Source organism: Microvirga sp. BF8 (assembly GCF_059888585.1).
Map to the genome: position 1 here is coordinate 2,894,585 of NZ_CM187619.1, position 16,854 is coordinate 2,911,438.

General features: G+C 64.2%; 17 protein-coding genes. 5 read left to right on the top strand and 12 right to left on the bottom strand.

The window, feature by feature from the left end; all coding sequences use genetic code 11:
- The first annotated feature begins 149 nt into the window (after positions 1 to 149).
- The 4 genes from AC522E_RS13765 (at position 150) to AC522E_RS13780 (ending at position 5,005) form a co-directional block, all read left to right on the top strand.
- Entirely contained in the window at positions 150 to 1,649 is a 1,500-nt protein-coding gene (locus tag AC522E_RS13765) for a M81 family metallopeptidase (protein ID WP_500746826.1), read from the top strand.
- Complete coding sequence (locus tag AC522E_RS13770) at positions 1,646 to 2,035, top strand: RidA family protein (protein WP_500746827.1); 390 nt, start codon at positions 1,646 to 1,648, stop codon at positions 2,033 to 2,035. The genes AC522E_RS13765 and AC522E_RS13770 overlap by 4 nt, the downstream gene beginning before the upstream one ends.
- A 107-nt stretch (positions 2,036 to 2,142) precedes the next feature.
- Positions 2,143 to 3,510: an aspartate aminotransferase family protein gene (locus AC522E_RS13775; RefSeq protein WP_500746828.1), complete on the top strand. Its 1,368-nt coding sequence runs from the start codon at positions 2,143 to 2,145 to the stop codon at positions 3,508 to 3,510.
- Positions 3,511 to 3,538: 28 nt separating this feature from the next.
- Positions 3,539 to 5,005, top strand: coding sequence for a M81 family metallopeptidase (locus AC522E_RS13780; protein ID WP_500746829.1), 1,467 nt, complete (start codon positions 3,539 to 3,541; stop codon positions 5,003 to 5,005).
- Between the two features lie 37 nt (positions 5,006 to 5,042).
- On the opposite strand, the gene AC522E_RS13785 is transcribed toward AC522E_RS13780, so the two are convergent.
- The 9 genes from AC522E_RS13785 to AC522E_RS13825 form a co-directional block, all read right to left on the bottom strand.
- Positions 5,043 to 5,816 (bottom strand): amino acid ABC transporter ATP-binding protein, encoded by a 774-nt coding sequence (locus AC522E_RS13785; protein WP_500746830.1) that lies wholly within the window; start codon positions 5,814 to 5,816, stop codon positions 5,043 to 5,045.
- Positions 5,817 to 5,818: 2 nt separating this feature from the next.
- Positions 5,819 to 6,472, bottom strand: coding sequence for an amino acid ABC transporter permease (locus AC522E_RS13790; protein WP_500746831.1), 654 nt, complete (start codon positions 6,470 to 6,472; stop codon positions 5,819 to 5,821).
- Between the two features lie 4 nt (positions 6,473 to 6,476).
- On the bottom strand, positions 6,477 to 7,136 hold the full coding sequence (locus AC522E_RS13795; RefSeq protein ID WP_500746832.1) for an amino acid ABC transporter permease: 660 nt from the start codon (positions 7,134 to 7,136) through the stop codon (positions 6,477 to 6,479).
- 18 nt (positions 7,137 to 7,154) lie between these two features.
- Complete coding sequence (locus AC522E_RS13800) at positions 7,155 to 7,946, bottom strand: transporter substrate-binding protein (protein WP_500750694.1); 792 nt, start codon at positions 7,944 to 7,946, stop codon at positions 7,155 to 7,157.
- A gap of 708 nt (positions 7,947 to 8,654) precedes the next feature.
- Entirely contained in the window at positions 8,655 to 8,963 is a 309-nt protein-coding gene (locus AC522E_RS13805) for a hypothetical protein (protein ID WP_500746833.1), read from the bottom strand.
- A 79-nt stretch (positions 8,964 to 9,042) separates the two neighbouring features.
- Positions 9,043 to 9,858 carry an SDR family NAD(P)-dependent oxidoreductase gene (locus tag AC522E_RS13810; RefSeq protein ID WP_500746834.1) on the bottom strand — a complete coding sequence of 272 codons (816 nt, stop codon included), beginning with the start codon at positions 9,856 to 9,858 and terminating at the stop codon, positions 9,043 to 9,045.
- Positions 9,855 to 10,577, bottom strand: a complete 723-nt coding sequence (locus AC522E_RS13815; protein WP_500746835.1) for an SDR family NAD(P)-dependent oxidoreductase — start codon at positions 10,575 to 10,577, stop codon at positions 9,855 to 9,857. The genes AC522E_RS13810 and AC522E_RS13815 overlap by 4 nt, the downstream gene beginning before the upstream one ends.
- Positions 10,578 to 10,649: 72 nt before the next feature.
- Positions 10,650 to 11,969, bottom strand: coding sequence for an MFS transporter (locus AC522E_RS13820; RefSeq protein WP_500746836.1), 1,320 nt, complete (start codon positions 11,967 to 11,969; stop codon positions 10,650 to 10,652).
- Between the two features lie 65 nt (positions 11,970 to 12,034).
- Positions 12,035 to 12,934, bottom strand: coding sequence for an alpha/beta hydrolase (locus tag AC522E_RS13825; RefSeq protein ID WP_500746837.1), 900 nt, complete (start codon positions 12,932 to 12,934; stop codon positions 12,035 to 12,037).
- A gap of 117 nt (positions 12,935 to 13,051) precedes the next feature.
- Here AC522E_RS13825 and AC522E_RS13830 point away from each other — a divergent pair, with 117 nt between their 5' ends.
- Positions 13,052 to 13,957 carry a LysR family transcriptional regulator gene (locus AC522E_RS13830; protein WP_500746838.1) on the top strand — a complete coding sequence of 302 codons (906 nt, stop codon included), beginning with the start codon at positions 13,052 to 13,054 and terminating at the stop codon, positions 13,955 to 13,957.
- 313 nt (positions 13,958 to 14,270) lie between these two features.
- Here AC522E_RS13830 and AC522E_RS13835 read toward each other — a convergent pair whose 3' ends face one another.
- The 3 genes from AC522E_RS13835 to AC522E_RS13845 all read right to left on the bottom strand — a co-directional run bounded on the left by AC522E_RS13835 (position 14,271) and on the right by AC522E_RS13845 (position 16,847).
- Entirely contained in the window at positions 14,271 to 14,900 is a 630-nt protein-coding gene (locus AC522E_RS13835; protein ID WP_500746839.1) for a histidine phosphatase family protein, read from the bottom strand.
- 53 nt (positions 14,901 to 14,953) lie between these two features.
- On the bottom strand, positions 14,954 to 15,622 hold the full coding sequence (gene gph, locus AC522E_RS13840) for a phosphoglycolate phosphatase (protein ID WP_500746840.1): 669 nt from the start codon (positions 15,620 to 15,622) through the stop codon (positions 14,954 to 14,956).
- A 127-nt stretch (positions 15,623 to 15,749) separates the two neighbouring features.
- Positions 15,750 to 16,847 carry an ABC transporter ATP-binding protein gene (locus tag AC522E_RS13845; protein WP_500746841.1) on the bottom strand — a complete coding sequence of 366 codons (1,098 nt, stop codon included), beginning with the start codon at positions 16,845 to 16,847 and terminating at the stop codon, positions 15,750 to 15,752.
- Between the last annotated feature and the right edge of the window lie 7 nt (positions 16,848 to 16,854).

Sequence of the window (16,854 nt, forward strand, 5' to 3'; positions counted from 1 at the left end):
CTCCGGTAGCGGTTTTATAATGTAGAACGGCTCACGCAGACACCGCACGCGGTGTCTTGGAATGGCACGCCGGACGGAACCTCCGTCCGTCAGGGAACGAGGTCAGCCGCCAGCTGACTCGAACGTTGATTTCAGCCTGGATACGTCACATGGCCAAGCGCAGGATCCTGTTTGCAGGGCTCTTCCACGAGACCCACACGTTCGTCGACGAACTCACGAGGCTCGACGACTTCACCATTCATCGCGGCGAGGACATTCTCCGACGCCGGGGCGACGGTTCTACCACCGACGGCTTTCTCGAAGTCGCTGAAACTCAGGGCTGGGAGGTCGTCCCGACCTGCGAGTACGCGGCGCTGCCATCCGGCACAGTGGATCACGCGGTCTTCGAGGCCTACTGGGCGGAGATCGAAGCCGGGCTGCGCCAAGCCCTTACCAGCGGCGGGCTCGACGGGATCTGGCTCGGGCTGCACGGGGCCATGGTGACGACCGCGTCCGACGATCCCGAAGGCGAGCTGCTTGCGCGCCTGCGCTCCGTTCCCGGCGCAGAGCACCTCCCGGTCTTCGGCGTGTTCGACCTGCATGCGACCTTTACGGCCCTCATGGCGCGGCATGCCAACGTCCTCGTCGCCTACCGCGAGAACCCACATGCGGATGCGCGCGAATCCGCGACACGGTCGGCTCACCTGCTTGCGCGGGCTCTCGACGAAGGGGTCTTGCCGCGGATGTTCGCCCGCAACGCTCCGATCATGTGGCCGCCTCCGGGGACCGGAACGGCGGACAGTCCCATGCGCGACCTCGAAGCGCTCGCGCGGCAGATCGAGGCGGAAGACCGGGACATCTGGGTGGCGAACGTCGTGGCGGGATATTCCTTCTCGGACGTTCCCGACGCGGGCGTCGCCTTCTCGATTGCCACGACGGGAAGCGAGGCAGGCGCAGAGTCCGCACTCGATAGGCTCGAGGCGCTCGCCGTGTCGCTGCGCGATCTCGGCATTCCACAGGAATGGGACCTCGACCGGGCACTCGCCGAGATCAGCCGGCGCGATGGTGGGCCGTGGATCGTCGTGGAGCCTGCCGACAATATCGGGGGCGGTGCACCCGGTGACGACACAGCCGTCCTGCGCGGCTTCCTCCGCCACGGCTTGCGCAACTGCGCAGTGGCGATCGCCGATGCCGCGGCGGTGCGGAACCTCGCGGATGCCAAGTCCGGCGAGCGACGGCGCCTGTCGATCGGCGGCAAGGGCAGCCGTCTCGGAGCCGCCCCACTCGAAGTGGAGGCAGAATTCGTCAGTCGCACCAATGGCGATTTTACCCTGGAAGATCGCCACAGCCATCTCGCGGCGTCGCGGGGGATCCATTTCTCGATGGGGCCCTCTGCGGTCGTCCGCGTCGACGGCGTGACCGTGCTGCTGACGAGCCGGAAGACACCGCCCTTCGATCTGGCCCAGTTCCGCTCGCAAGGCATCGTACCCGAAGAGCTTTTCGCCATCGGGGTGAAGGCCGCTGTCGCTCATCGCAAGGCCTACGACCCCATCATGGCGGGAAGCTACACCGTCAGCACACCCGGCCCCTGTACAAGTGCCATCACGACACTCGACTATCGCCGCCTGCGCAAAGCCGTCTTCCCCATCAGCGATCGGACTTCCCAATGACCATCGAATACCCTGGCGGATCGGACACGCCCCGCTCTCACCTGCCCTTCAGCCCGGCGACTCGTGTCGGCGATCTCATCTTCATCTCGGGGCAGGCCTCCGTCGACAGCACGGGCAAAATCGTCTCCGACACCTTCGAGGGCGAAATGCGCCGTTCCCTCGAAAACCTGCGCAAGGTCCTCGAAGACGCAGACAGCGACCTCGCTCATGTGGTTCAGACCCGTAACTACGTCCGCGACCCCGGGGATGTCGCAGAGTTCAACTGCGTCTATCGGGAATACTTCTCGGAACCCTTCCCTGCTCGCACGACCATCACGAATTGCCTCGGCCCCAACTTGCGCTACGAGATCGACTGCGTAGCCGTTGCGAGGACGAAGCATGTCTGAATGCCAACTTCCGCGTGGGTTTCCGCCCTGCGAAACGGGCAGGCATTTACTTTGCGGGCCGGCTCGGGCCTGTTGCTGGAAAATCCCTTGAGGAGCGTTCAAGCCACATGTCTTCCCTCGCCGAAACGACGCACGGGCGCCGCGACACTCCCCTGTCATTCGATAAATCCGCCGAACTGATCGAACGCAACGCCCAATGGATGGCGGGCGGCGTCAACAGCAACTTCCGCCTCAATATTTCGCCGACGCCCCTGGTCTTCGAGCGCGGCGAGGGACCGTGGCTGTACGACGCGGACGGCAACCGGCTGATCGACTATTACCTCGGCATGGGACCGATGATCCTCGGTCACAGGCCGCAGGCTCTGGTCGATGCCGTGAAGGAGGAGGTCGAGAAGGGCTTTCTCTTCGCCGGCCAGACAGCCGTGGAGGCTGAGGCGGCGAGGCTCGTGTGCGAGCTCGTTCCGTCGGCCGAGCGCATCCGGTTTGGCTGCTCGGGCTCGGAGGTCGATCAGGCGGCGATCCGGCTCGCCCGCGCGGCGACCGGCCGCAAGAAGATCATCAAGTTCGAAGGCCATTATCACGGTTGGTTCGACAATGTCCTGTGGTCGACCGCCCCAGCCCTCAATGCGGCCGGACCCGAGAACGCCCCGATCCCGGTGGCTGGCAGCAAGGGCCAGCTCGAAGAGACGGCTGATGCCCTCGTCGTGCTGCCCTGGAACGACCTTGATCTCCTGGCCGAGCGTCTCGCGCAGGGCGACATCGCCGGCGTCATCATGGAAGCTGCGATGTGCAACGCCGGCGCCGTGCATCCCGCACCCGGCTATCTCGAGGGCGTGCGCGAAGCCTGCACGCGCTACGGCACGATCCTCATTTTCGATGAGGTGATCACCGGATTTCGCCTAGCGGCCGGCGGCGCGCAGGAGCGCTTCGGCATCACGCCCGACCTCTCCACCTTCGGCAAGGCCATCGCCAACGGCTTCCCGGTCGCCGCCATCGCCGGGCGCGCGGATCTCATGGACATGTTCGCCACCGGCGGTGTCGTGCATGGAGGGACGTACAACGCACAACCCATCGCCATGGCGGCGACAGCCGCCACCCTGAAGTCGCTGAAGCCCTCGCTCTACGCGACGATCGAGGAACGCGGTGGCCGCCTCATGACGGGCATGCGCGATATCTTTGCGCGTGCCGGGGTGGTCGCCCAGGTGGCCGGGTTCCCGCAGGTCTTCCACGTGGCTCTCGGCCTCGAAGAACCGGCGCGAAACTACCGCGACCTCGCCCGGATGGACCGGGCCGCCTACGTCGCTTTCACGACCGCCCTGTTGCGCCGGGGCGTGCGGGCCCTGGAGCGCGGCGCCTGGTTCCTCTCCATCGAGCACACGGACGCCGTGATCGAAGAAACCCTCCTGGCCGCCGCGGATGCCGTGAGCGAACTCAAGGCCAAGGGCGCATTGCCGATCGGGGGGGCCCACAAATGAATCTCCATCTCGCGCCGGGGCGGACAGCATGCGCATCTTCGTAGCCACCCTTGGGACCGAGACAAACACCTTTTCGTTCTTTCCGACGGGTATCGATGACTTCAAGGATACGTTCTGGTGCGAGGGGAATATCGAGGCCGTTCCCGCCTCGCCCTGGTCGGCGCCAGGGCAAATCTGGGTCGAGCGCGCGCGCCAGGAAGGCTGGGAAGTGGTCCAGAGCCTCTTCGCCTTTGCATCCCCGGCCGGGCCTACGACGCGCGCGGCCTACGAGTCCATGCGGGACCGCATCCTGAGCGACCTGCGAGGGGCAGGCCCGATCGATGCGGTCCTGCTCTACCTGCACGGAGCCATGGTGGCGGATGGCTACGACGATTGCGAGGGCGATCTCGTCTCGCGCATACGCGCTCTCGTCGGCACCCGCGCGAAAATTGGAATCGAGCTCGACCTTCATGCCCACATCGACCATACCCTTGTCGCTGCCGCCGACATCATCGTGATCTACAAGACCTATCCGCATATCGATCACGCGGAGCGGGCCGAGGATCTCTTCGATCTCATGCGGCGGACCCTCATGGGCGAGATCGACCCCAAGATGGCCCTGTTCGACTGTCGGACCATGGGGCTATTTCCGACCACCATGGAAGGACCGATGGGGGCGTTTACGCAGGCGATGTTCGACGCCGAGGGGAAAGACGGCGTCCTCTCCCTTTCCCTGAACCACGGCTTTCCCTGGGCAGATGTTCCTCTGGCAGGCGCGAAAATGCTGGCCGTCGCCGACGGTGACACGGCGCTGGCTGAGCGCGCGGCGCGCGATTTCGGGGAGCGCTTCTATCGCATCCGCAGGGCTGCCATGCTCCCGTTCACGCCGTTCAAGGAGGCAATCGCGGAGGCAAGGGTCAAGGGCGACAAGCCGCTCCTCATTGCCGATACGTCCGACCAGATCGGCAGCGGGGCGCCTGGTGATACCACGCATGTCCTACAGGCCTTTATCGAGGCGGGAATTCGCAACGCAGCGATTGCGCCTCTGTGGGATCCGCTCGCGGTCCGCATCTGCTTCCAGGTCGGCATTGGGGCGCGGATCAGATTGCGGATTGGCGGCAAGTTCGACCCCAATTCCGGCCCACCCTTCGATGCAGATGCGGAGGTTCGGTTTCTGAAGAAGGACGCTTACCAGGACCACATCAACGACGAACGGATCAGCATCGGCGACGCCGCCGTCGTGCGAGCCGAGGGCATCGATATCCTTTTGACGACGCAGCGCACCAATCTCTACTCGCTGAGCCTCCTCACGCTGCACGGCATCACTTTCGACGACAAGCAGGTCGTCGCGATCAAGAACCTCTACAAGCACAAGGATCTCTTCGTCGACAACACACGCAAGCAATTGTTCGTGGCCACACCCGGAACCAGCAATCCCGACTGGGCCGCCCTGCCCTTCAAGCGCCTGCCGCGTCCGATCTGGCCACTCGACCCGGATCCGCTCGGGCTCGACTGACTCGGCGCTCCGCCCCGGTCCCGTACAGCAGATCGCCTCAAGTGCGGGTGTTGCGCAGGAACTCCGCGAGCCGTGCGCTGCGCGGATTTCCGAAGATCTCCGCTGGCGGCGCATCCTCGATGACCAGGCCGTGATCCATGAAGACCACCCGGTTCGAGACATCGCGGGCAAACCGCATCTCGTGTGTCACGATCAGCAGCGTCGCTCCGTCGTCAGCGATCGCCTTGACCGTGTTCAGCACCTCCTGGACGAGCTCCGGGTCGAGGGCAGAGGTCACCTCGTCGAGGAGGACGAGCTTCGGATCCATGGCGAGTGCACGGGCGATGGCGACACGCTGCTGCTGGCCGCCCGAAAGTTGGCTCGGGTAATGATCGGCCCGGCTGGAAAGCCCCACGCGTGCGAGCCAGCGCTCCGCGACCGCACGTGCCTCCGGCTTGCTGAGGCGGCGGACTTTACGTAGGCCGAGCATCACGTTGCCGGCGGCGGTGAGGTGCGGGAACAGATTGAAGCTCTGGAACACCATCCCGGTCATAGAACGTTGGCGCGACAGCTCGCGGTCGCCCAGGCGATGGCGGCGCCCGTTTACCACCCTGTACCCGATGACCTCCCCGTCGAGTACGATGTCGCCGTCCTGGAATTCCTCAAGAAGGTTGACGCATCGCAGCAGCGTCGTCTTGCCCGAGCCGCTGGATCCGATGACCGACACCACTTCACCTTTGTGGAGCGTGAGGTCGACCCCTTTGAGGACCTCCACGGCGCCGAAGCGCTTGTGCAGTCCGCGGATTTCGAGGAGCGGGCGCGCAGCTTCCATGATCAGCGTCCCTGCACGCGCCGCTCGACAGCCTTGCCGAGCTGGTCGAGGGAGATGTTGGCCAAAAGATAGAGAACTCCTGCGAAGAAATAGAACTCGATGGTCATGAAGGTACGTCCGATGACTTCCTGGGTCCTGAGAAGAAGCTCGCCCACGCCGATGATCGACAGGAGGCTGGACCCTTTGATAAGTTCAACGCCCGTGTTGATCCAGGGCGGCAGGGCGCTGCGCAGCGCCTGCGGCAGAAGCACGTAGGCGAGCGTCTGCGGGAAGGTGAGTCCGATGCTGCGCGCCGCCTCGGCCTGGCCGGGCGGGACCGCCTGTAGGGCACCGCGGACCAGTTCGCCGATATGGGCGCCTGCAAAAAGCGACAGCGCCAGGATGCCCGCATGGGTTGCATTCAGACTGATTCCGACGACGGACGGAATATAGAAGGCCGCAAGGATCAGGACGAGGACGGGCGTGCCCCGCATCACGTCCACGTAGATCCGGAACGGCAAGCGGACGATGGCGGCGCCGTAGACGAGCTGGATGCCGCAGATGCATCCCAGGACAGTGCCGAACAGGATGGCGGCCGCTGCGACCTCGATCGTGAGCAGGAACCCGTCCCACAGGGGCCATCGGGCGATCCAGACCTGGTTCAGGAACGGCTGCATGGGCTCAGAACTTCGGGAACAGCCGCTCGAGACGGCGTAAGATTGCGGCAATGGCGAAGCAGGTCGAGATGTAGAGTCCGCTCGCCACGATCCATGTCTCGACGACACGGAACGTGTCCACGTTGATCTTGCGCGCCTGGAACGTCAGCTCCGGAATGGCGATCGCCGCAGCGATCGAACTATCCTTGAACATGCCGATGAAGGTATTGCCCATGGACGGCAAGGCATTGCGCAGCATGATCGGCGCGACGACCGAGACGTTGGTCTGGATCCGCGTGAGGCCGATGGCCCGAGACGCCTCGACCACTCCTTTCGGCACGGATGCAAGGCCGGCGCGGAAGACCTCCGTCAGGTAGGCGCCCGAGTAGAGCGCGAGAGCGCCGATGAAGCTCTCGTACTTGTCGAACCGGATCCCGAGCTGCGGAAGCGCGAAATAGACGATCAGCACCAGGACGAGGAGAGGCAGGTTTCGGATCAGCATCACGTAGCCGGCGGCGACCGCGCGGACGCTGCGGGACGGGCCAATGCTGGCGAAGGCCGCAACCAGACCTATGACGGTGCCGCACGCCACTGCCGCGATCGCCAGGCCGAGTCCGATAGCGAGCCCCGACAACAGGTTGCCGAAGCTCGCCCAGACCGCTCCGAACTGAAGCGAATAACCCATGAGCTGCGTATGCGAAGGCTATCGGAACTCGGACGGGAAGCCGATCTTCGGCTCCGGCGGCGTCTCGCCGAACCAGCGCTCGAAGGCCGCTTTGTAGACTGGGAACGTGGTGCCGGTCATGGACTCGCGTATGGCGACGTTCACGAAGTTGAGCCAATCAGGATCGCCCTGTCGGACGATGCAGGAGTAGGTCTGCGGGTTCCAGCTGAAGCCGGAATCCACATAGCGGCCAGGATTTTGCTTCATGTAGTAACGCAGGGACGAGGAGTCCGTCGCCGCGGCGTCGGCCCGCCCGGAGTTGAGGGCCTGATACATGAGATCGACGCTCTCGAACTGGTCGACCTTCGCCTCGGGAAGCGCGTCCCGGACCATCTGTTCCGCAAAGACGTTCTGAAGCACCGAGACGGTCACCTTGTTCCCCGCAGCCTTGAGGGCGGCGTAGTCAGCGTAGCGGCCTCCCGAAACGAGCATGAGACTGACGCCTTCGCGATAGTACGGGACGGTGAACGCCACCTGCTGCGCGCGCGCCGCCGTCACGGTCACGAACTGGCACGCGATGTCGACCTTGCCGGTCACGATGTTCGGAATGCGGGCATCGGAGGCCTGATTGACGAACTCGATCTTGGAGGGATCGTCGAACAGGCCTTTAGCGATGATCTTCGCGATCTCGATGTCGAAACCGACGAGTTCACCTTTCTCGTCGCGGAAATGCCACGGGGGATTGGTACTTCCGGTCCCGACTATGAGCTTCCCGCGGCTAAGAACTTCCTTCAGCTTTCCCTGGGCGGAGGCGGTTTGCGCCGGCAGCATCGCCAGCGCGCAGAAACCGATCCCGACAGCTACCTTGATCGTCCACTTCAACACGCTGTTCCCCTCTTCTTCGTTGTCGCGTCCCGCCTCGCATCGCCATCGCGTATATCGCCTTGCCGCGCGAAGTTCGCGCCGTGTCTCCTACTTGCGCGCTTCGACGGTGCCTCGCGGTCGCGATGATCGCACAGAACAGCGAAGCATTTGGCAGTTTTGATCCCAGCACAAGCGTGGACCGTTCCACGGGACGAAACATCTGGGAGTGGGTTGTCCCGGAAAGCTCTTCCCGGGCATCCGACCGTCCTGGACCAGCCGGCGTGATCCGCACCGGAGGTGCTGCCCGAGCAAGCACCATTTGATACGGTTGTATCGCGAATTCGAAGAGAAGACGTGAATGGGATGAACGTTTGCCAGCTCGTTCACGGCAAGCCACTTGAACCGCTCTGCAAGCGAGAGGTTCGGGTGAGAGGGCAGCAAGATCTGTTCCTGATCATGCGCCGGCATTATCAACCAAGGACAGTTACTTTCAGGGCAGGATTGATGCCGCCGACTCCGGTCCGGCGCGTTTCCCGTCCAGCGGCGAAGCGAAACTTTCCCGGGAGTTGGAGCGCTGGCGGCCTTTCTCGCCCACAGAGTCCTGGTCACAGGCTGACCTGGTTCCGTCGCAAATCCGAAGCCGGGACGGGAATGGAGCAGAAGATCACGATCCGTTCATACGGCGAGTGGATCAAGCCGTTTGGCAAGAGGCGGCTGCCGATGACAGACAGGTGCCTGTAGAACGGCGCCATTCAGACCTATGAAGCGGGCGGCAATGGTGGAGCTGGTGGCGATTCGTGTTTCACGAATATCGCCTCGCTCGCTGGCGGCAATGGCGAAACCGTCGAGATCTGGTTCAGTGAGCGACGCAATCTGCCAGCCAGGCACTTCCTGCCCGTGGCTGGCAACCGCATGGCCGCCGCCATAAACCTCGTCCGGATCTAGGTGCGGCCGCAGGGCACCTGGCTCGCGCAGACCCGTCAATCCGTACTCGCCAGGCTCATAATGGCTTCACTGCAGCATCACGGATTCGCCAGCAATCTCTTTTGCGAAGCACGTCCAATCAAAGACTGTCCTGCACGGTGCCGACGGAACGGCCGATCCGGCTATAGATCCCGCCTCCGATCATGCCGCCATCGACGGCCAGATCGGTCGCAGTGATGAAGCGGCTGTCGGGCCCGAGCAGGAAGATCACCGCACCGGCCACTTCATCCGGATCGGCTCCCCGTGCGAGCGGCGTCAGGGCTCGGTTGCCCTCGAAGAACGCCCGCGCCTGGTCGAGACCGTAGCCGCCGTTCGGCCTGTTGATCATCGGCGTGTCGACGAGACCGGGGCAGACGGTGTTGACCCTGATCTTCCGGGGGGCGAGCTCGATGGCTGCCGCCTTCGCGAGTCCGCGAAGGCCCCATTTGCTGGCCGTATAGGCGGCGCTGAAATAGCCCGTCAGCCCGGCCGTCGACGACACGTTCACGATCGATCCGCCGTCCATCATCACCGACGCCGTCATGCGGATGCCGAGATAGGCTCCCGTCAGATTGACGCTCAGCAGGCGCTCCCATTCCTCCAGCGAGGTTTGGGTGACGGTCTTGCGTAAGGTGATGCCGGCATTGTTGACGAGGCCCGCCAGCGGCGCGCCGATGGCTATGACGGTCTCCAGCACCTCGCGCCATGTGCTCTCCAGCTGCACGCCGCCCGCGACAAGCCGCAGGCGGGAATTCTGTGTGCGGTCGATGGCCCAGTCGGGGCTGTCCGGCGAGAGCGGGTCGACGACGACCACATTCGCCCCTAGCGCCAGGAGCCGGTTGACCTCCGCTGCGCCTTGCCCCCGCGCGCCGCCGGTGACGATGAACGTTTTGTCGTTCCAATAAGACTCGTTCATGCGCGGACGATGCCTCCATCGACGCTCAGGACATGGCCGGTGATGTAACTGCTGTCATTGCCGACCAGGAAGCTCACTGCGTCGGCGATTTCCTTTGGCTCACCGAGGCGCGCGAGCGGCGTTCGCCCCAGGAGCTGCGTGCGCTGCGCCGGATCCTGGTGCATCCAGGCGCTCATGACGGTTTCGATGTATCCAGGCGCGATCGCGTTGACGCGAATGCCGTATTGGCCCCATTCGACGGCGAGGCAGGACGTCAGATGGGCGACGGCCGCCTTTGCGGAGGCATAGGCGGCGCAGTTGGGCCGTGCCTTGAGGCCTGCATAGCTCGACAGGTTGACGATGGCTCCGCCGCGGCCGCTCGCGCGCATGCTGCGCGCCGCGTACTGCGCACCGAAGAAGGTCGCCGTCAGATTGACCGCAAGCGTTCGGTTCCACTCGGCCTCGCTGATGTCGAGCGCTTCCCGGCGCTCGAGAAAACCCGCGTTGTTGACCCAGACGTCGATCGCGCCGTGGCGGGCGACGATGTCTTCAGCGGCCTTGGCGAGGGCCTGCGTGTCCGCGATGTCCACCGTCAGATGATCGATGTCCACGGCCTGCTGCGCAGGGCTCACGCGGTCGATACCGACGATCGTTAAGCCATCGGCTTTCAGCCGCCCGCAGATGGCCGAGCCGATTCCACCGCTCGCGCCGGTAACGACGGCAACTTTTTTCTGTTCCATGAATCTGTTCGTTGTCTCGGGATCACTCGGTGGAGGTTGCCGGCGGTCGGGTGGACAGCCGGCAAGTCTCATTTACTGGCTGCGGATCTCGCTCAGCGGCACGCCCTTCGTCTCCCGGATCATCATCGCAGCGATGACGGCGAGGAGCCCGAGGAACATGATGTAGACCGAGAACACCCATGACATGCCGATGGAGTTGAGCCAGGTGTTCAGATAGGGCGCGGTGCCGCCGAAGATCGCCACGGAGAGCGAAGACAGGAAACCGACGCCGAGGGCGCGCTGCTGGGTGGGAATCTGTTCGGCGATGAGCGCCGGGTAGATGGAGGCGATCAGCGCCCAGACCGCGAGACCGAGCCCCTGCGACACGAACAGGGTCCAGGGCTCGGAACCCAGGATGGCATTGACCGGGAACGGCGCCAGCATGATACCAATGCCATAGAGGAAGACCATGGGCTTGCGGCCGAGCCGGTCCGCCAGATGCCCGAAGAACGGCAGCAGCAGCAGCGTGATGACCTGCGCGCACAGGCTGGCGATGAAGGCGCCGTTCGCATCCATGCCGTGAGCGGAGATGGCCATGCTCGGCGCAAAGGTCACCCACGTATAGTAGGCGACGTTGGAGGATGCGGAGAAGAAGACGACCTTAAGCAGGATCTGCATCTTCTCCTGGCCGGTCAGCGGCCGCGCCTCAGCCTTGTTCGCGGAATTGTTGCTGTAGATCGGCGATTCATGAGCCGCACGGCGCATGTAGAACGCGACGATGCCAAGCAGACCGCCCACCGCGAAACCGATGCGCCAGCCATAGGACATCATCTCGTCCTTGGAGAAGGCCGAGGTCAGCACGATGCCGAGGAAGGTAGCTGCGATGACGCCGAGCGTCACGCTGACGAAGACCGAACTTGCCCAGAGGCCGCGATGCTGGGGCGGCGAGATCTCGGCGACATAGGCATAGGATACGCCCGACTCGCCGCCGTGGGCCAGACCCTGCAGAAGGCGGGCGACCAGGAGCAGCACCGAGGCCCAGATGCCGATGCTCTCATAGCTCGGGATGAGCGCGATCATGAGGCTCGCGAGCGCCATGGTCGACATCGTCAGGATGAGCGTGTTCTTGCGGCCGATCCGGTCGCCGAAGCGGCCGAAGACGATGCCGCCGATCGGCCGCGCGACGAAGCCGACCGCGAAGACCGCGAGCACGGACAGAAGCGCGGAGGTCGCGTTGGTCTTGTCGAAGAAGTTGGACGCCAGATAGACGGCGAACGTGCCGTAGAGCGTCCAGTCGAACCATTCGAGCATGTTGCCGACGGCCGCTGCGCGCAGGGAGCGCAGCGATTTCGACTTGTCCATGGTCGTCGTCTTCGCCCCCACGACGGGCGATAGGATGTGAGCGCTTGTCATGTGTTGTCCTCCCATGAAGCTTGGGCTCTTTTCGGCTGCTTGCGAGCCTTTCAACCTGCTTTTGGTCACAGGTGTTTGCTGAACCAGTCGGCCGCCGCCGTGCTGGTCTTGTCGAAATGCGTGGTGTAGGCCGTATAGTGGCCGCCCTGGAGCAGCAGCAATTCCTTCGGCGCCGAGGCTTGGTTGAAGGCCTGGAGCTGAAGATCGGTGGGCGTCTGGCGATCGTCGTCGGCGACGATCATCAGCAAGGGCTTTGGCCCGATGCGGGAGATCCACTGTCCGGGCTCGTAGGTGCGCGCCATTTCCAGGGAGCGGACCGTCACCTCGTTGCGCCATTCCGGGCAGCGGGCGGCCTGCCCCATCATGTAATCGTAGGATTCCGCGCCCGGATAGGCCACGCCCGCCTCGCCTTCCAGACCCACTTCCTTCATGGTGCGAAGCGGCTCGCCCCGCAGCCGGGCCAGCCGCTCATCGGCGAAGAGATCGTGCAGGGCCCTCAGGTTGTTGGGATGGGTCTTGCGCAACCCTGACAGGTAGCCGCTGATCGTCGGCACCTGACTCACCACGCAGCGCACGCGCGCATCCGTCGCCGCGATGACCAGCACATGGCCGCCGCTATAGCTCGTCCCCCAGACGCCGATCCGCCCGGCATCCACCTCGGGCCGGGAGCAGAGATAGGTGATCGCCGCCCGGTAATCCTCCAACTGCCAGGCCGGATCGATTTCCTGGCGGGGCAAGCCGTCGCTCTTGCCAAGACGCCGGTAGTCGAAAGTCAGGCAGGCGATGCCCCGGCGGGCGATGGCACGGGCATAGTCTTCGAGGTCCCCGCCGGCGGTCATCCCCCAGCCGTGGCCGAGAACAACGGCGGGGAGAGGCGCCTCATCCTCCCCCTCAGGCCCGTAGAACGTGCCGCGAATGGTTGCATCGTAACATGGAAACTCAACGGACAATTCCGCGACGTTCATGCCCCCCACCTCCCTGATCATTATCTGATTGACTCTTTGACGTGATTTTTGCCCAGTATGCCGATTGATCAATATTAAAAGACGCTCCTATCAATCGCGATTTCCGATAGATCAAAAATGGACCTACGCAAACTCGAATGCTTCGTGGCCGTCGCACGGATGCTGCACTTCGGTCGGGCGGCGGATTTCATCGGCGTGCGCCAGTCGGTTGTTTCCGAAGCGGTGAAGGCTCTCGAGGAGGCACTCGGGGGCAAGCTGCTGGAACGGACCAGTCGCCGGGTGAGCCTTACCCCTCTCGGAGAGGCCTTTCTCAAGGACATCCAGCCCTCGGTGATGGCGCTCAAGACGGCCCTCAGCGACGCCCGCCGCCGGGCCCAGGGACGGGGGATGGAGCTCGCGATCGGCTATCTCGGCGGAGGCTTCTATGAGCTGACCTCAGGAATTGTCGCAGAGTTCCAGCGCCGGCGTCCGGATGTCAGGCTGCGCTTCGTCGAGCTCAACTACCTCAACCAGGGCTCGGCGGTCGTGCACGGCATGGTCGATGTTGCCATCGTCCGCCTGCCCCTGCCGAACGCAGGACTGTCGCGCGGGGCGACGCTCTTTCGCGATGCGCGCCTGCTCATCGTGCCGGATGGTCATCGCCTCCAGGGACTTGCGCTGGTCGACCCGGAGGAGCTTCGGCACGAATGCATGGTGCAGCTTCCGCCGGGCTACGTTTCGGATGTATGGACAACCTATCATTTCCCGACGGCCACACCCGAGGGCCACCGGATCGCCGGCGGGCCGGAGATTACCACCGTGCGCGAGGGGCTGGTGGCCGTGGCCACCGGCGATTGCGTCATGACGCTGTCGGCCCGAGCCCAGAACTATTTCACGCATCCCGGCATCGCCTTCGTGGAACTCGACCTGCCCCCCATCGAGAGCGCCCTGGTCTGGCGCGTCGACGATCAGCGCCCGGTCATCCAGGATCTCGAGAACGCAGCCCGCACCGTGGCGCAGCGGATAGGCACCATGCTGGCCTGACCGCAGACCGAAGTTGCGATGGCTCGCCCACTAACGGGACATGTTGCATGCAATTCTGGCTAAGCCTCACCTGCTGGAAACCGGAACGAGCACTTGATCCTGGAGCGGCTTTCGATTTTGACGGGCTCATATCCGCAATCATTCCCGCTCACGGAATTCCTGGCGCGGTCAGATGCGAGCAAGCACATCTGTCGCAAACTCATTGGTAACCAGTTCGGCCCACGTCTCCGTTATGCTCCCGACGTGTCAAGGTTCAAGGGCTGCCATTTTGATCACTCGGTCATCCTGCTGCGCGTTGGCCACTTATCATGGGCTAGACGGGAGCGTGATCCAAACCTTGCGTTCTCAGGTCGTCCGGCGAGAGCGTGAGGTTGAACGCCATCAGTCGTGCACGGTGCGATTGCGCCGAACGATTGATGTTGAATATGGTGATCGCCCCCGGCGCGATAGGCGAGAGCTGAGGCGGAGCCAAGCCGACCAGCACGTCGCAGGCAGCCCGGACGACTCCCTCATGGGCGACGATGACCACGTCACCATCGGCCCGCTCGACGGCTTCGCTGATCGCCGCACCGACGCGGTCCCGAAACTGCTCCCACCCTTCGCCGCGTGGCGGCGTATAAAGCCCGAGCCGCCAATCGCGGTAGGCGCCTCTGTCGGAGGCCTCGATCAGCTCGATCCAGCGGCCCGTCCAGTCGCCGAGATCCATTTCGCGCAGGCGCTCGTCGGTGGCGCAATCGGTGAAGCCGAGAAGTTCGGCCGTGTGGCGCGCCCGGCTCAGGTCCGAGGTCACGACGAGTCCGGGAGCGGGGCCGTTCGTGAAGAACTTCGCCGCACGTCGCGCCTGCTCGATGCCGCGCAACGACAGGGGCGCGTCTGCATGGCCCTGCAAACGACGCTCCGCATTCCACACAGTCTCGCCGTGGCGGACCAAAATGAGTCTCATGATTCACTGTTCCAGGATAGGGATTCTGCTGCCCGACCGCGCCTTTCGGAGGCTCATCTGGCAGCGGCCTTCGCCACAATGGGCAACAATTCGGGCATTGCGTGGATCAGGCGTTCCGCTCCGAGTTCCGCGTGGGGCTTATGGCTATAGCCGTAGGTGACCGCGAAGGCGCGCACGCCGGCTGCCTTGGCCGCCTGCACGTCATGGTAGTTATCGCCGACCATGAGTGCCGCCTCGGGCGCTGCGCCCAGATGGTTCAGCGCTGCGATGATCGGGGCCGGGTGCGGCTTGCGCTCGGGAAGGGTATCCCCTCCGACGACTGCATCGAAATAGGCCCGCAGACCGAGCGCCTCCAGGATGTCGACAGTGGCCGCGTAGGGCTTGTTGGTGACGACCGCCAGCGGAAGTCCAAGACCGCGCAGGCCAGCCAGCGTTTCCACGACCCCCGGATATGCCCTAGTGTGGCGAGACGCATTCGCCTCATAGATTTGGAGGAAACGAGCAACAAGCGCAGGAAGGCGCGACAGGTCTCCGCCTGTCGCCGAGACGGCCCGCTCCACGAACTTGGCCGCTCCGTCGCCAATCATGGATTTGACCTCGTCGAGTCCGACCTGCCGCAGGCCTTCCTCTGCCAGGAGGACGTTCACTGCGTCTCGAAGATCGCATGCGCTGTCGACGAGAGTCCCGTCCAGATCGAAGATAACGGCTTTCAGGGGAGGCATGTGGTCGATCCTAAGGTCTCAGACCCCAAAAAGTGGGATCCCCTACTGGGATTGGTCCGATGGGCTGGTGTTTGCAGAACGGGCAAGAACGGCGGCAGGGATATTTCCCCTCCGTTCGGACGCACCCTCAGGCGGCGAGCCAGAGGGCCGAACGCAGGGAAAGGCCGATCTCTGTAGAGGAGCCCGGCTGGTGGAGCGACTCTCCCGAATGGAACGCCGTGTCGATAGAGACCTCCGCGGCACCGATCCTCACCCCGTATCGTAGGGTGGAGCCGAGGAACTCGCTATACACAACGGTGCCCGGAAGCCGAACGTCGCCTGGTCCGTGCCTGCCCAGGGACGCGTGTTGCGGCCGGAAGACGAGCTTGGCTCCCTCCGGCACGACCACGTGAGCCGGGATCGGCAGGCGAACCCCGCCGTCGATGTCGAAGAAGCGCTCGCCTCCCTCGCGCACCACGTGGCCCTGCAAGATATTGGCCGTGCCGAGGAAATTCGCCACAAACAGATTGGCGGGCTTCTCGTAGAGCTCCATGGGCGTACCGACCTGCTGCACGATGCCGTCGTTCATGACGGCGATGCGGTCGCAGATGGTGTTGGCCTCCTCCTGGTCGTGGGTGACGAAAATTGTCGTCAGGCCCAGCCGCTGCTGCAGCTCGCGTAGTTCCCGCCGCACTTGGACGCGCATCTTGGCATCGAGGTTGGAAAGCGGCTCGTCCAGGAGCAGAACCTGCGGCTCGATGGCGATGGTGCGGGCAACCGCGACGCGCTGCTGCTGCCCGCCGGAGAGCTGCGAGGGACGCCGGTCGGCCAGATGAGCGAGCCCGACGAGTTCCAGGGCCGCGGCGACGCGCCTGTCGATCTCGGCCCGCGGCACCTTCCGCTCCTCGAGACCGAAGGCAACATTGCGTCGCACCGTCATGTGCGGCCACAGGGCGTAGGATTGGAAGACCATTCCGACATCGCGCTTCCAGGGCGGAAGACGGGAGACGTCCTGCCCGCCCACGAGAACCTCGCCGCCATCGGCGTGGTTGAAGCCCGCAATCAGGCGCAGCAAGGTGGTCTTTCCGCATCCCGACGGGCCGAGGAAGGCGAAGAACTCGCCCGGCCGGATATGCAGGTTGATGCCCTTGAGGACATGGTTGGCGCCGTAGGACAGGTCGACGTTGCGGATATCGACGTCCACGGCGTTGGCCCCGAGGGTCGTAGCGGGAAGAGGCTGGTTCATGGGTCTC

Bases quoted from the DNA above. Each gene is read 5' to 3' on its own strand.
- AC522E_RS13765 (WP_500746826.1), top strand. From the start codon at position 150: ATGGCCAAGCGCAGGATCCTGTTTGCAGGGCTCTTCCACGAGACCCAC.
- AC522E_RS13770 (WP_500746827.1), top strand. From the start codon at position 1,646: ATGACCATCGAATACCCTGGCGGATCGGACACGCCCCGCTCTCACCTG.
- AC522E_RS13775 (WP_500746828.1), top strand. From the start codon at position 2,143: ATGTCTTCCCTCGCCGAAACGACGCACGGGCGCCGCGACACTCCCCTG.
- AC522E_RS13780 (WP_500746829.1), top strand. From the start codon at position 3,539: ATGCGCATCTTCGTAGCCACCCTTGGGACCGAGACAAACACCTTTTCG.
- AC522E_RS13785 (WP_500746830.1), bottom strand. From the start codon at position 5,816: ATGGAAGCTGCGCGCCCGCTCCTCGAAATCCGCGGACTGCACAAGCGC.
- AC522E_RS13790 (WP_500746831.1), bottom strand. From the start codon at position 6,472: ATGCAGCCGTTCCTGAACCAGGTCTGGATCGCCCGATGGCCCCTGTGG.
- AC522E_RS13795 (WP_500746832.1), bottom strand. From the start codon at position 7,136: ATGGGTTATTCGCTTCAGTTCGGAGCGGTCTGGGCGAGCTTCGGCAAC.
- AC522E_RS13800 (WP_500750694.1), bottom strand. From the start codon at position 7,946: ATGCTGCCGGCGCAAACCGCCTCCGCCCAGGGAAAGCTGAAGGAAGTT.
- AC522E_RS13810 (WP_500746834.1), bottom strand. From the start codon at position 9,858: ATGAACGAGTCTTATTGGAACGACAAAACGTTCATCGTCACCGGCGGC.
- AC522E_RS13815 (WP_500746835.1), bottom strand. From the start codon at position 10,577: ATGGAACAGAAAAAAGTTGCCGTCGTTACCGGCGCGAGCGGTGGAATC.
- AC522E_RS13820 (WP_500746836.1), bottom strand. From the start codon at position 11,969: ATGACAAGCGCTCACATCCTATCGCCCGTCGTGGGGGCGAAGACGACG.
- AC522E_RS13825 (WP_500746837.1), bottom strand. From the start codon at position 12,934: ATGAACGTCGCGGAATTGTCCGTTGAGTTTCCATGTTACGATGCAACC.
- AC522E_RS13830 (WP_500746838.1), top strand. From the start codon at position 13,052: ATGGACCTACGCAAACTCGAATGCTTCGTGGCCGTCGCACGGATGCTG.
- AC522E_RS13835 (WP_500746839.1), bottom strand. From the start codon at position 14,900: ATGAGACTCATTTTGGTCCGCCACGGCGAGACTGTGTGGAATGCGGAG.
- gph (WP_500746840.1), bottom strand. From the start codon at position 15,622: ATGCCTCCCCTGAAAGCCGTTATCTTCGATCTGGACGGGACTCTCGTC.
- AC522E_RS13845 (WP_500746841.1), bottom strand. From the start codon at position 16,847: ATGAACCAGCCTCTTCCCGCTACGACCCTCGGGGCCAACGCCGTGGAC.